This is a genomic window from Pseudomonas juntendi, assembly GCF_021560075.1.
In the GTDB taxonomy this organism is placed as follows: domain Bacteria; phylum Pseudomonadota; class Gammaproteobacteria; order Pseudomonadales; family Pseudomonadaceae; genus Aquipseudomonas; species Aquipseudomonas juntendi.
Genome location: NZ_CP091088.1, coordinates 1107010 through 1119958 on the forward strand (window position 1 = coordinate 1107010; position 12949 = coordinate 1119958).

The window sequence follows — 12949 nt, forward strand, 5'->3', positions numbered from 1 at the left end:
AATCACGCCGCCACGCCGGTAGTGATCGGGTGACCATGTATGGATGATTTACCGATCGAAGGTTTCGCGACCACCAACGAAAACGCGGCGATGGTACTGCTGGTCGACGATCAGGCCATGATCGGCGAGGCCGTGAGGCGAGGGTTGGCCAACCAGGACAACATCGACTTCCACTTCTGTGCCGACCCCCACCAGGCGGTGGCCCAGGCCATGCGCATCAAGCCCACGGTCATCCTTCAGGACCTGATCATGCCGGGCCTGGATGGCTTGACCCTGGTGCGTGAGTACCGCAACAACCCGGCGACCCAGGACATTCCGATCATCGTGCTCTCCACCAAGGAAGACCCTCTGGTCAAGAGTGCGGCGTTTGCGGCCGGGGCCAATGATTACCTGGTCAAGCTGCCGGACACCATCGAACTGGTGGCGCGCATTCGCTACCACTCGCGTTCCTACCTGACCCTGCTGCAGCGCGACGAGGCCTACCGCGCCCTGCGCGTCAGCCAGCAGCAGCTGCTGGATTCAAACCTGATGCTGCAGCGGCTGATGAACTCCGATGGCCTGACCGGGCTGTCCAACCGCCGGCACTTCGACGAATACCTGGAACTGGAGTGGCGCCGGGCCATGCGCGAGCAGCAACAACTGTCGCTGCTGATGATCGACGTGGACTACTTCAAGGCCTTCAACGACAGCTTCGGCCACCTGGCCGGTGACGAGGCGCTGCGCCAGGTGGCTGAGTCGATCCGCGGCTCGTGCTCGCGGCCCAGTGACCTGCCCGCGCGTTACGGCGGCGAGGAATTCGCCCTGGTGCTGCCCAACACCTCGCCTGGCGGGGCACGGCTGGTGGCCGAAAAGCTGCGCCAGACCGTGCATGGCCTGGGGATCCCGCACACTGCACCGGCGGCTGATGCGTTTCTGACCGTGAGCATTGGCCTGGCCACCCAGACCCCGAGTATCGGCAGCCATTGCCGGCAACTGATCTCGGCGGCCGACAAGGGCCTGTACCTGGCCAAGAATGGCGGGCGCAACCAGGTCGGCATTGCCTGACGCGCCGATAACAGCACCGGCCCTCGTGGTAGCTCATGTACAGGCTACCGCCCGGCGGGTCTGCCGCCCTGCGGCGGACTCGGTTATACTCGCAGGCTTTTCACCGAATTCGTGCGAGTAGCCAGCCCATGGAAATCCAACCGATCCTGAACACCATCAAGGACCTCACCGAGCGTTCCCAGTCAATTCGGGGGTATCTTTGACTACGATCAAAAGCATGACCGCCTGATCGAAGTCAACCGCGAGCTGGAAGACCCCAACGTCTGGAACAAGCCCGAGTACGCGCAGGCCCTGGGCCGCGAGCGTGCCATGCTGGCACAGGTGGTCGAGACCCTGGACAAGCTGTCCAACGGCCTGGGCGACTGCCAGGACTTGCTCGACATGGCTGTCGAGGAAAATGACGAAGGCGCCGTCGGCGACGTCGTGACCGAGCTGGAGGGCCTGGAAGAAAACCTGGCTCAGCTTGAGTTCCGTCGCATGTTCAGCGGCGAAATGGACATGAACAACGCCTACCTGGATATCCAGGCCGGCTCTGGCGGTACCGAGGCGCAGGACTGGGCCAACATCCTGCTGCGCATGTACCTGCGCTGGGCCGACAAGCGTGGTTTCGACGCCACCATCATCGAACTGTCCGAAGGTGAAGTAGCCGGTATCAAGGGCGCCACCGTGCACATCAAGGGCGAGTACGCCTTTGGCTGGCTGCGCACCGAAATCGGCGTGCACCGCCTGGTGCGCAAGAGCCCGTTCGACTCCGGCGCCCGTCGCCACACCTCGTTCTCGGCGGTGTTCGTTTCGCCAGAAATCGACGACAAGGTCGAAATCGAGATCAATCCGTCCGACCTGCGCATCGACACCTACCGTTCCTCCGGTGCCGGTGGCCAGCACGTCAACACCACCGACTCGGCCGTACGTATCACCCACGTACCGACCAACACCGTGGTGGCGTGCCAGAACGAACGTTCGCAGCACGCCAACAAGGACACCGCCATGAAAATGCTGCGGGCCAAGTTGTACGAGCTGGAAATGCAAAAGCGCAACGCCGCCTCGCAGGCGTTGGAAGACAGCAAGTCGGACATCGGCTGGGGCCACCAGATCCGCTCCTACGTGCTGGATGACTCGCGTATCAAGGACCTGCGTACCGGCGTGGAACGCAGCGACTGCCAGAAGGTGCTGGACGGCGACCTCGACCAGTACCTGGAAGCAAGCCTGAAGCAGGGCCTGTAAGCCGTACTCCACCGCCGCGCCATCGGCTAACCGCCGCTGGCGCGTGCCCTGCCCGAAAAGGGCAACGAATACCTGATGGAAAAAATGACCAGATGAGCGACCTCAAGACCGAATCGCAAGACCTGCAACAGGAAGAGAATGCCCTGATCGCCCTGCGCAAGGAAAAACTTGCCGCCGAGCGTGCCAAGGGCAATGCCTTCCCCAATGACTTCCGTCGCGACAGCTACTGCAACGACCTGCAGAAGCAGTACGCGGACAAGACCAAGGAAGAGCTGGAAGCAGCCGCGATTCCGGTCAAGGTGGCGGGCCGCATCATGCTCAACCGTGGCTCGTTCATGGTGATCCAGGACATGACCGGCCGCATTCAGGTCTACGTCAACCGCAAGACCCTGCCGGAAGAAACCCTGGCCGCAGTCAAAACCTGGGACCTGGGCGACATCATCAGCGCCGAAGGCACCCTGGCCCGCTCTGGCAAAGGCGACCTGTACGTCGAAATGACCAACGTGCGCCTGCTGACCAAGTCGCTGCGCCCGCTGCCCGACAAGCACCACGGCCTGACCGATACCGAGCAGCGCTACCGCCAGCGCTACGTCGACCTGATGGTCAACGAAGAAACCCGCCACACCTTCCGTGTGCGCTCGCAGGTGATCTCGCACATTCGCAAGTTCCTCATCGAGCGTGACTTCCTCGAAGTCGAAACGCCCATGCTGCAAACCATCCCGGGTGGTGCTGCGGCCAAGCCGTTCGAAACCCACCACAATGCCCTGGACATGGCCATGTTCCTGCGCATTGCACCGGAGCTGTACCTCAAGCGGCTTGTCGTGGGCGGGTTCGAGAAGGTGTTCGAGATCAACCGCAACTTCCGTAACGAAGGTGTTTCGACCCGGCACAACCCGGAATTCACCATGCTCGAGTTCTACCAGGCCTACGCCGACTACCGCGACAACATGGACCTCACCGAGGAACTGTTCCGCGAGCTGGCGCAGCTGGTTCTGGGCAGCACCGACGTGCCGTACGGCGACAAGGTGTTCCACTTCGGCGAGCCGTTCGCCCGCCTGTCGGTGTTCGACTCGATCCTCAAGTACAACCCGGAGCTGACCGCCGCCGACCTGCAGGACGTCGACCGCGCCCGTGACATCGCCAAGAAGGCCGGTGCCAAGGTGCTGGGCCACGAAGGCCTGGGCAAGCTGCAGGTGATGATTTTCGAAGAGCTGGTCGAGCACAAGCTGGAGCAGCCCCACTTCATCACCGAGTACCCGTTCGAGGTGTCGCCGCTGGCCCGTCGCAACGACGACAACCCGGCCGTGACCGACCGTTTCGAGCTGTTCATCGGTGGCCGCGAAATCGCCAACGCCTATTCCGAGCTCAACGATGCCGAAGACCAGGCCGAGCGCTTCCTGGCCCAGGTGGCCGAGAAAGACGCCGGTGACGACGAAGCCATGCACTACGACGCCGACTTCGTTCGCGCGCTGGAGTACGGCATGCCGCCGACCGCGGGCGAAGGCATTGGTATCGACCGCCTGGTGATGCTGCTGACCAACTCGCCGTCGATCCGCGATGTGATCCTGTTCCCGCACATGCGCCCGCAGGCCTGAGTGAGCTGAACGAGCCGCCTTTTCAGGCGGCTTTTCTTTGCGAGCGGCAAGCCATAAGCGGCAAGCTACAAGAAACGGCAGTCCGCGTGCATTCCGCTTTTTCTGGTGGCTTGCCGCTTGTAGCTTGCCGCTTCTTCCGTGAGGTCCCCTATGACACCCGCCACCCCTCACCAGGGCGCCGCCGGCATCGCCACCGCCGTCGCCGAAAGCGTGCAATACCAAGGCCGCAAAGCTGCCCGCCAAGGCAGCGAACAACGTCGCCAGCAGATTCTCGATGCTGCCATGCGCATTGTCGTGCGCGATGGCGTTCGCGGCGTGCGTCACCGGGCGGTGGCTGCCGAGGCCGGTGTGCCTTTGTCGGCCACCACCTACTATTTCAAGGACATCGAGGACCTGCTCACCGATACCTTCGCCCAGTACGTCGAACGCAGCGCCGCCTACATGGCCAAACTGTGGGCCAACACCGAAGTTGTACTGCGCCAGCTGCTGGCCCAAGGGGATGGCAGCCCGCAGGCGCGGGCACGGCTGGCTGACGAAGTGGCACGCATGACCGCCGACTACGTGCAGCGCCAACTGCTGAACCGCCGCGACTTCCTGATGGCCGAACAGGCGTTCCGCCAAGAGGCGCTGCTGTGCCCGCGCCTGGCGGAACTGGTCTGTGCGCACGAGCAGATCCTGCTGCACGGCACCCGTCAATTGCTACAGGTGGTCGGCTCGCGGCAACCGGAACAGGACGCCCAAATGTTGACGGCGATTATCGAGCAGATGGAATATCAGGGCCTGCTCAAGGATGCCAATGCGCAAGCCGATGGGCAGATGCTCGCTATGCTTACCCGATACCTGCAACTGGTGCTGGCATCGGCCTGAGCGAGACCGACTTTTCAAGGAGAACCTGATGAAAGCCTGGCGTGTGGTGTTGTTGACTTTGTCATTCCTGCTGCTGGGCGGTTGTCTGGTGACCTTCCATGAGCCATTGCCCAGCAATCAGGCCGCGCCCAAGGCCTTGCTCGGCAAGTGGAGCAGCAAGGACGCCTGGGGTGAGCCGTTGAAGCTCACCATCACCCGCAGCAGTGGCAATGCCTACAAGGCGGTCGCCACGGCCAAAGGCAAGGCACCGGAAGCCTACATGTTCACGGTGTCGCGCCACGGTAACCGCTGGTACCTGTCGGCCGGTGTGCCCAAGCGCCTGGGCGGCAATTTCCTGATTGGCGGCTTCGATATCGTCGATGGCAAGGAACTGGTGCTGTACAACCTGGATGTCGAGCAGGTGCAGCAGGCAGTGGACAAACAGGAACTGACCGGGCGCAGTACCGAGGTGCCGGAAGGCAACGGCGATGGTGTGTTGATCGATAGCCCGTCGGCGCGGGTGCTGGCGTACCTGGACGACCCGGCCAACTCGGACCTGTTCGTTGAAGTGGCCCGGTTCCAGCGGTCCGGCAAATGACCGTGCTGGCTTCATCGCCGGCAAGCCAGCTCCCACAGGTACAGCACAGGGCTCCAAGGCAGTGATAAACCTGTGGGAGCTGGCTTGCCGGCGATGAGGCCGGTACAGGTTTTCTGTACTAGAAAGGAGTCCCCGGTGGACGAATACCAGCAGACCATCCGCGCCCTGTCCGACCGCATCGTCGCGGCGCAAACACCGATTCGGGTGCTGGATGCGGTGAAGTGGGACGACAGCATTCGGCAGGGCTTCCTGCAAGGCAAGGGCAAGGAGCCGCCAGCGGTCGACCGCGCCTATTACCAGTCGCGGCCCCTGTCGTTCGACTCCAGCGCCGTCAAGGCCGAGTTCCAGGGGATCGAGCGCGACATCATTCGCCAGCTAGGCCAGTTCAACCCCGTTGGGCAGATCATGAAGCGCATGTGCCGCGAGTACCGCATGGTTGTGCGCATGCTCGAAGCCCGTGGCACCGAGGAGTTCGGCCTGATCTCCCAGGAGTTGTATGGCGCCGCTTCCGACGCCTTTCATGCCGGTGACCCGACCTTGGCCGACCTCGGCCTGATGCTGTCGGACTACCTGAACAACATCGATGGCCGCGGCGACCTGAAGGACGAACCGAAGAACCTGACCGCCAAAGAGGCTGTCGATACCCTACAGCGGCGCCTGAACACGGTGTTCGGTGAAGCCGAAGGCACCATCCGTGTGTTCGAGTCCGACGGCATTGTCGCTGACGCCGCCGCCGGTGCCGACTACATCAAAGTGCGCGCCGATGCCATGTTCAATGCCCGTGACGTGCGGGCGCTGGAAGTGCACGAAGGGCTGGTGCACGTCGGCACCACGCTCAATGGCCTGAACCAGCCGATCTGCACCTTCCTGGCCAAGGGCCCGCCCTCGTCGACGGTGACCCAGGAAGGCCTGGCCATCCTCATGGAGGTGATTGCCTTTGCCTCCTACCCCAGCCGCCTGCGCAAGCTCACCAACCGCACCCGTGCCATCCACATGGTCGAGGAGGGCGCCGACTTCATGCAGGTGTACGGCTTCTTCCGCGAGCAGGGCTTCGAGATGGGGCAAAGCTACAGCAACGCCAGCCGGGTATTCCGCGGCTCGGTGCCCAACGGCCTGCCATTTACCAAGGACTTGTCCTACCTCAAGGGCTTCATCATGGTTTACAACTACATTCAGTTGGCTGTGAAGAAGGGCAAGCTCGAGCAGATACCGCTGCTGTTCTGTGGCAAGACCACCCTGGAAGACATGCGCACTTTGCGTCAACTGGTCGAGGAGGGGCTGGTCGAGCCGCCCAAGTACTTGCCCGAACAGTTCCGTGACCTCAACGCGCTGTCGGCCTGGATGTGCTTCTCCAACTTCCTCAACCACCTGAGCCTGGATCGCATTGAAGCCGACTACGCGAATATTCTCTAAGTCCTGCCGCCCGCTGCTGCTGGGGCTGGTGCTGCTGGCCCTGGGCGGCTGCAGCAGCCTGCTGTTCTACCCCGAGCGCGGGCAGGCGTTCACCCCTGAACGGGCCAAGCTGGCGTACCGTGATGTCACCCTGACCACTGCCGATGGCGTTCGTCTGAACGGCTGGTGGCTGCCGGCCAAGCCGGGTGTGGAGGTCAAGGGTACGGTGCTGCACCTGCACGGCAACGGCGGCAACCTGCCCGGGCACCTGGGTGGTAGCTACTGGCTGCCGGAGCAGGGTTATCAGGTGCTGATGGTCGACTACCGCGGCTATGGCCTGTCTGAGGGCAAACCGAGCCTGCCAGAGGTATACCAGGACATCGCCGCGGCCATGGCCTGGCTGGACCAGGCGCCCGAGGCCAAGGGCAAGCCGCTGGTCTTGCTGGGGCAGAGCCTGGGCGGCGCCATGGCGATTCATTACCTGGCAGGCCACCCGGAGCAGCGCCAGCGCTTCGCTGCCCTGGTTTTCGACGGGGTGCCGGCCAGCTACCGGGCGGTGGGGCGCTATGCCCTCAGTACCTCGTGGATGACCTGGCCATTGCAGGTGCCACTGTCGTGGCTGGTGCCCGACGGCGACAGCGCGATCCGCTCGATCGAGCAACTGCGCAGCCCACCCAAGCTGTTCTTCCAGAGCATCGATGACGACCTGGTGCCGCTGGAAAACGGTATCCGCCTGTATCAGCACGCGCCACCGCCGCGGGTGCTGCAACTGACCCGAGGTGGCCATGTGCAGACCTTCGCCGACCCTACTTGGCGCCAGGTGATGTTGCGCTTCCTCGACGACCCTAGTCATTTCAACGGCCTGCGGCGGCTCGCCGAAGTGCCAGATTACCCTGACGAGAAGAACAGCCAATGAGTGAAGAACGCAACGCCATCCCGCTGATCCTGACGGGTGTGGGCAGCATCATCGTGACGGTGGGCGCCTTGTGGTACTACGGCTACCTGCATTTCGCCAAACCCGAGGATGCCCTGTTGCTGCAGGATTACACCATGCTCAAGACCGTCCCCGGCGAGGATTACAAGGTTTCGCTGGACCCGGCACCGCAAGTGGCGCAGTGCGTGGACGGGGTATTGGTGCTGTTCGATACCCAGCAGAAAGGCCTGACGGGCGTGCTGGTGGACAACCGCAAGCGTGCAGTGCGCTGCATGGGTGAGGAAACGCCGCAGCGGGTACAGTGAGCGGCAGCGAAGCAAAAAAAAGCCCCGCGTCGATCGCGGGGCTTTCTCTGTCAGCCAGCCAGTATTACTGCTTGGCCTGGCTCATGGAGCGTGGCTGCACCGGCTGGTTGTCGTTGGAGATGGTCACCTCCACACGACGGTTCTGTGCACGCCCGGAATTGCTGGAGTTGTCCGCAACCGGGTACTCCTTGCCGTAGCCTTGGGCCACGATGCGCGCTGGGTCTACGCCGGCGCGCACCAGGGCCATGCGTACGCTGTTGGCGCGGCGCTCGGACAGGCTCTGGTTGTAGCTGGCCGAGCCGACGCTGTCGGTGTAGCCCTCTACGATCACCTTGCGCTCAGGGTTTTCCTGAAGGAACTGGGCCAGTTTGGTGATGTTCGGGTAGGCGTTGCTTTTCAGCTCGGCCTTGTTGAAGTCGAACAGCACGTCACCGAAGGTCACCAGCGTACCGCGGTCGGTCTGCTTGGCGTTCAGGCTGTTCTGCAGCTTGGCGATCTGGGCATCGCGGGCATCCAGCTTGGCCTGGGCACGCTGGGCGGCTGCGTTCTTCAGCTCACCCTCGGCAGTCCGCAGGGCAATGGTCTGCTTGGCCACTTCGACGCGCTGGTTGGTCAGGTAGGCCAGCTGGTCGACTTTCTTCTCGTCTTCACGGTCCATGTAGGCCTTGTCGGCCTTGTTCAGCCAATCCTGGGCATCCTTGGTTTCCAGCGCGGCGACTTTGCTCGCCTGTGGATCGCTCTGCAGGGCCGAGAAGTTGGTGCGGGCGGCTTCCAGGTTGGCGTTAGGGTCGTGCGAGCACGCAGCAAGACCGACGCTCAGGGCCAGCAGGGCGGGAATCATGACGTAATTGCGCATAGTGTTCATCCTTTGATCGTGTGCGAAGGCTAAGGTTGGCGGGGCAGGGCTCACTGAGCGCTGCGCAGGCCTTCCTCACGTACGTCCTGAACGCCCTGGCGGGCATCCTGCACGGCCTTCTGAGCCTTGGCCGCCTGGGCCTTGCGTTCGGCCAGGCGTGCGTCCCATTCGGCCTGTTCGGCCAGGCGCTTGGCTTCGTCGTACTTCTTGTCGTGCATGGCGATTTCAGCCTGCTTGAACTTGTCTTGCGCGGCTTTCATTTCCACGGCCGCGAACTCGGTGCCGCCAGCGCTGACAGCGGAATTCACGGCGGACTGGGTAACCGCATATTGCTCGGTAGGCGGGTTGCCCGCACAGCCGGCCAGGACCAGGCTACTGCCCAGGGCCAGCGCGGCCAGCTTGAACCCGCGCACATGAGTGGATGACGGTTTGCTAGTGCGGGTTTTCATGGTGGTCAGCTCCATTGGATCACTCCTGATAACGATGTCCGTAGCAGTCCATCGCTCATTCCCTGACAAGTCCGCGCGCTTGGAATCAACGGTGCACAACGGCAGGTGTGCAGGGTTTTAGCGTGATGGCTATTAGCTGTGACTGAGTGTTTTTTTGGATAGTTCCGAAAAATTTCTGACTCGGTGGAGGGTTTTTGCCGAGTGCCCGAGGCAATTGCAGCGGGTGGGGGGGCGCGGTGACGTGTTCGTCACGGCGCATGTAGTGCCTGAAATCAGGCGCCGCGCGCGCGGCGCTCGATCACACAAGGCTGCGCAAGGCCTACGCCCCTGCGTCCTCGCTGTCGCCGGTGGTAAGGCTGTGCAGATGCTGCTTCGACAGCGACAAAAACCGCGGTGTCGGCCCCACATCTTCATACATCGGGTCACCTTCTTCATCGGTGGCGATGACCTGGCGACCGGGCACATAGGGAAAACTGGCTTCCACTTCTTCAAGCGCGGCCGCGACCAGTTCGCCGAGCAGTTCCTCGGCGGTACGTTTGGGGTACATGTCGATCAGCGCGGCCAGGCGCGCTTCGGACTCCAGGTCCAGATGCAGGACATGGCCGGTACGGCTCAAGGTGCCGGCGGCATTCTGTTCCCAGTGCTGGGCGAGTTCACGGATTTTCATGATGACCTCTGGTTACGCCTCGAAGGCTGCATGGCATGGGAGTGCTCAACCTTCACTTTAGTTTGCTTTGGCCGATCCCTGCTTGCCATCGCTGCTTGGCTGGGGGCACTCTTGGGTGAATGTCACCGCCCCAATGTGGGAGCGGGCATGCCCGCGAACACCGGCGCAGCCGGTGCCAGCCACCGCGTTGGATTTTTCGCGGGCATGCCCGCCCCCACAGGAAGGGCGTGGAGCCTGGAAGGGATGCAACGGAGAGAGGGGCCAATGACCGATATCGATGTGCGCTTGCGTGAAGATGTGCATGTGTTGGGTGAACTGCTGGGCGAGACCATCCGCCAACAGCATGGCGATGCATTCCTGCAGAAGATCGAAGCCATTCGCCACAGCGCCAAGGCCGACCGTCGCGGCCCCGGGGAGCAACTGAGTTCGACCCTGGCAGACCTTGCCGAGGAAGACCTGCTACCCGTGGCCAGGGCCTTCAACCAGTTTCTCAACCTGGCCAACATGGCCGAGCAGTACCAGTTGATCCGCCGCCGCGATGCCGACCAGCCCGAGCCGTTCGAAGCGAGGGTGCTGCCCGAGTTGCTGGCGCGGCTGAAGCAGGCCGGGCACAGCAATGATGCCCTGGCCCGGCAGCTGGCGAAGCTGGATATCCAGCTGGTGCTCACCGCGCACCCCACCGAAGTGGCGCGGCGCACGCTGATTCAAAAGTACGATGCCATCGCCGGCCAACTGGCTGCCCAGGACCACCGCGACCTGACCCCGGCAGAGCGCGAGCACGTGCGCGAACGCCTGCGCCGGTTGATCGCCGAGGCCTGGCACACCGAGGAAATCCGGCGCACCCGGCCGACCCCGGTCGACGAGGCCAAGTGGGGCTTCGCCGTGATCGAGCATTCGTTATGGCACGCTATCCCCAGCCACCTGCGCAAGGTCGACAAGGCCTTGTTGGACGCTACCGGGCTGCGCCTGCCGCTGGAGGCCGCCCCTATCCGCTTTGCCTCGTGGATGGGCGGGGACCGCGACGGCAACCCCAACGTGACCGCCGTGGTGACCCGCGAGGTGCTGCTGCTGGCCCGCTGGATGGCTGCCGACCTGTTCCTGCGCGACATCGATGCGTTGGCCGCCGAGTTGTCCATGCAGCAGGCTAACGCCGCCCTGCGCCAGCAAGCCGGCGACAGCGCTGAACCCTACCGGGCGGTGCTCAAGCAGTTGCGCGAGCGCTTGCGTGCAACGCGTGCCTGGGCGCACTCGGCGTTGAACAGCAGCCAGCCGCCCAGCGCCGAGGTGCTGGTCGACAATCGTGACCTGATTGCCCCACTGGAACTGTGCTACCAGTCCCTGCATGAGTGCGGCATGGGCGTTATCGCCGAGGGGCCGCTGCTGGACTGCTTGCGCCGCGCGGTCACATTCGGCCTGTTCCTTGGCCGGCTCGACGTGCGCCAGGACGCGGCCCGGCACCGTGACGCCCTGACCGAAATCACCGATTACCTGGGCCTGGGCCGCTATGCCGACTGGGATGAAGAGCAGCGCATCGAATTCCTCCAAGCCGAGCTGAAAAACCGCCGGCCGCTGCTGCCGGCACACTTCAAGCCGCAGGCGGATACGGCCGAGGTGCTGGCCACCTGCCGCGTAGTGGCGGGTGCACCTGCTGCCTCGTTGGGCTCTTACGTCATCTCCATGGCCGGGGCTGCCTCGGATGTGTTGGCGGTACAACTGCTGCTCAAGGAAGCTGGCCTGACCCGGCCGATGCGCGTGGTGCCATTGTTCGAAACCCTCGCCGACCTGGACAACGCCGGGCCGGTGATGCAGCGCCTGCTGGGCCTGCCAGGTTACCGTGCAGGGCTGCGCGGCCCGCAGGAGGTCATGATCGGCTACTCCGACTCCGCCAAGGACGCCGGGACCACGGCAGCGGCCTGGGCGCAGTACCGTGCCCAGGAAAACCTGGTGCGTATCTGTGCCGAGCATCAGGTCGAACTGCTGCTGTTCCATGGCCGCGGCGGCACTGTGGGCCGTGGCGGTGGGCCTGCCCATGCGGCGATCCTGTCGCAGCCACCGGGCTCGGTGGCCGGGCGTTTCCGTACCACCGAGCAGGGCGAGATGATCCGCTTCAAGTTCGGTTTACCGGGCATTGCCGAGCAAAATCTCAACCTGTACCTGGCTGCCGTACTCGAAGCCACGCTGTTGCCACCGCCGCCGCCGCAGCCGGCCTGGCGCGAAGTCATGGACCAGCTGGCCGCCGATGGCGTCAAGGCGTACCGCAGTGTGGTGCGGGACAACCCGGACTTCGTCGAGTATTTCCGCCAGTCGACGCCGGAACAGGAACTGGGGCGCCTGCCACTGGGCAGCCGCCCGGCGAAACGCCGCGCCGGTGGCATCGAAAGCCTGCGGGCCATCCCATGGATCTTCGGCTGGACTCAGACGCGGCTGATGCTGCCGGCCTGGTTGGGCTGGGAAACCGCGCTGAGCAATGCCTTGGCGCGTGGCCAAGGCGAACTGCTGGCGCAGATGCGCGAACACTGGCCGTTCTTCCGCACACGGATCGACATGCTGGAAATGGTACTGGCCAAGGCGGATGCGCAAATTGCCGAGGCCTACGACGAACGTCTGGTGCAACCGCAGTTGCTGCCTTTGGGGGCGCACCTGCGCGACCTATTGTCGCAGTCGTGCCAGATAGTGCTTGGCCTTACCGGGCAGCCGGTGCTACTCGCGCACAGCCCCGAGACACTGGAATTCATCAGCTTGCGTAACACCTACCTGGACCCGCTGCACCGCCTGCAGGCCGAATTGCTGGCGCGCTCGCGCAGCCGCGAAGCCGCTCTGGACAGCCCATTGGAGCAGGCCTTGCTGGTAACGGTGGCGGGCATTGCCGCCGGCTTGCGCAACACCGGTTGAGCGCAGTGCCGGGTGCGGCAGTCGGCATGCCATGACGGCTGTACGGCAGCAGCGAAAGGGTGGTTGCGCCGGGCGCAACCACCTGCCTGCTTGGTCGCAAGTGGCGCATTCCTGCAACTTTGGGACGCTTGTCTGGCTGCCGGGCGC

12 protein-coding genes are annotated in these 12949 nt (G+C 63.6%); 9 read left to right on the forward strand and 3 right to left on the reverse strand.

Features of this window, described 5'->3' with window-relative positions; translation table 11 throughout:
* Positions 1 to 39: 39 nt before the first annotated feature.
* From wspR to L1P09_RS05050, 8 genes are all read left to right on the forward strand, one after another.
* Positions 40 to 1044 carry a Wsp signal transduction system regulator diguanylate cyclase WspR gene (wspR, locus tag L1P09_RS05015; RefSeq protein WP_029888047.1) on the forward strand — a complete coding sequence of 335 codons (1005 nt, stop codon included), beginning with the start codon at positions 40 to 42 and terminating at the stop codon, positions 1042 to 1044.
* Positions 1045 to 1172: 128 nt separating this feature from the next.
* Positions 1173 to 2268, forward strand: a protein-coding gene (prfB, locus tag L1P09_RS05020) for a peptide chain release factor 2 (RefSeq protein WP_104148317.1) whose coding sequence is annotated in 2 segments (ribosomal slippage) — positions 1173 to 1244 and positions 1246 to 2268 — 1095 coding nt in all. Because the reading frame shifts where the segments join, the coding sequence is not laid out codon by codon here.
* Positions 2269 to 2360: 92 nt separating this feature from the next.
* Positions 2361 to 3863 (forward strand): lysine--tRNA ligase, encoded by a 1503-nt coding sequence (gene lysS, locus L1P09_RS05025; protein WP_009686998.1) that lies wholly within the window; start codon positions 2361 to 2363, stop codon positions 3861 to 3863.
* 150 nt (positions 3864 to 4013) lie between these two features.
* Complete coding sequence (locus L1P09_RS05030; protein WP_029888049.1) at positions 4014 to 4730, forward strand: TetR/AcrR family transcriptional regulator; 717 nt, start codon at positions 4014 to 4016, stop codon at positions 4728 to 4730.
* 28 nt (positions 4731 to 4758) lie between these two features.
* Positions 4759 to 5307, forward strand: a complete 549-nt coding sequence (locus L1P09_RS05035; protein WP_029888050.1) for a hypothetical protein — start codon at positions 4759 to 4761, stop codon at positions 5305 to 5307.
* Positions 5308 to 5400: 93 nt separating this feature from the next.
* Positions 5401 to 6720 carry a flavohemoglobin expression-modulating QEGLA motif protein gene (locus tag L1P09_RS05040; RefSeq protein ID WP_154211460.1) on the forward strand — a complete coding sequence of 440 codons (1320 nt, stop codon included), beginning with the start codon at positions 5401 to 5403 and terminating at the stop codon, positions 6718 to 6720.
* A complete protein-coding gene (locus L1P09_RS05045) occupies positions 6692 to 7615 on the forward strand; it encodes an alpha/beta hydrolase (RefSeq protein WP_235768546.1) in 924 nt (307 codons plus the stop codon). The genes L1P09_RS05040 and L1P09_RS05045 overlap by 29 nt, the downstream gene beginning before the upstream one ends.
* Complete coding sequence (locus tag L1P09_RS05050; RefSeq protein WP_029885105.1) at positions 7612 to 7938, forward strand: hypothetical protein; 327 nt, start codon at positions 7612 to 7614, stop codon at positions 7936 to 7938. The genes L1P09_RS05045 and L1P09_RS05050 overlap by 4 nt, the downstream gene beginning before the upstream one ends.
* A gap of 64 nt (positions 7939 to 8002) precedes the next feature.
* Here the strand turns inward: L1P09_RS05050 and L1P09_RS05055 are convergent, their stop codons facing one another.
* From L1P09_RS05055 to L1P09_RS05065, 3 genes are all read right to left on the reverse strand, one after another.
* Positions 8003 to 8794, reverse strand: coding sequence for an OmpA family protein (locus L1P09_RS05055; protein ID WP_009686992.1), 792 nt, complete (start codon positions 8792 to 8794; stop codon positions 8003 to 8005).
* 50 nt (positions 8795 to 8844) lie between these two features.
* Positions 8845 to 9258 carry a DUF4398 domain-containing protein gene (locus L1P09_RS05060; RefSeq protein ID WP_009686991.1) on the reverse strand — a complete coding sequence of 138 codons (414 nt, stop codon included), beginning with the start codon at positions 9256 to 9258 and terminating at the stop codon, positions 8845 to 8847.
* Between the two features lie 304 nt (positions 9259 to 9562).
* Positions 9563 to 9910 (reverse strand): hypothetical protein, encoded by a 348-nt coding sequence (locus tag L1P09_RS05065; RefSeq protein WP_029885104.1) that lies wholly within the window; start codon positions 9908 to 9910, stop codon positions 9563 to 9565.
* A 264-nt stretch (positions 9911 to 10174) separates the two neighbouring features.
* Between L1P09_RS05065 and ppc the strand changes: the two genes are divergently transcribed.
* The gene (gene ppc / locus L1P09_RS05070) at positions 10175 to 12802 is read left to right on the forward strand and encodes a phosphoenolpyruvate carboxylase (protein WP_192439728.1); all 2628 of its coding nucleotides are present in this window, start codon (positions 10175 to 10177) and stop codon (positions 12800 to 12802) included.
* Positions 12803 to 12949: the final 147 nt, after the last annotated feature.

Bases quoted from the DNA above. Each gene is read 5' to 3' on its own strand.
- ppc (WP_192439728.1), top strand. From the start codon at position 10,175: ATGACCGATATCGATGTGCGCTTGCGTGAAGATGTGCATGTGTTGGGT.
- L1P09_RS05030 (WP_029888049.1), top strand. From the start codon at position 4,014: ATGACACCCGCCACCCCTCACCAGGGCGCCGCCGGCATCGCCACCGCC.
- L1P09_RS05065 (WP_029885104.1), bottom strand. From the start codon at position 9,910: ATGAAAATCCGTGAACTCGCCCAGCACTGGGAACAGAATGCCGCCGGC.
- lysS (WP_009686998.1), top strand. From the start codon at position 2,361: ATGAGCGACCTCAAGACCGAATCGCAAGACCTGCAACAGGAAGAGAAT.
- L1P09_RS05060 (WP_009686991.1), bottom strand. From the start codon at position 9,258: ATGGAGCTGACCACCATGAAAACCCGCACTAGCAAACCGTCATCCACT.
- L1P09_RS05035 (WP_029888050.1), top strand. From the start codon at position 4,759: ATGAAAGCCTGGCGTGTGGTGTTGTTGACTTTGTCATTCCTGCTGCTG.
- L1P09_RS05050 (WP_029885105.1), top strand. From the start codon at position 7,612: ATGAGTGAAGAACGCAACGCCATCCCGCTGATCCTGACGGGTGTGGGC.
- L1P09_RS05040 (WP_154211460.1), top strand. From the start codon at position 5,401: ATGAGGCCGGTACAGGTTTTCTGTACTAGAAAGGAGTCCCCGGTGGAC.
- L1P09_RS05055 (WP_009686992.1), bottom strand. From the start codon at position 8,794: ATGCGCAATTACGTCATGATTCCCGCCCTGCTGGCCCTGAGCGTCGGT.
- wspR (WP_029888047.1), top strand. From the start codon at position 40: ATGGATGATTTACCGATCGAAGGTTTCGCGACCACCAACGAAAACGCG.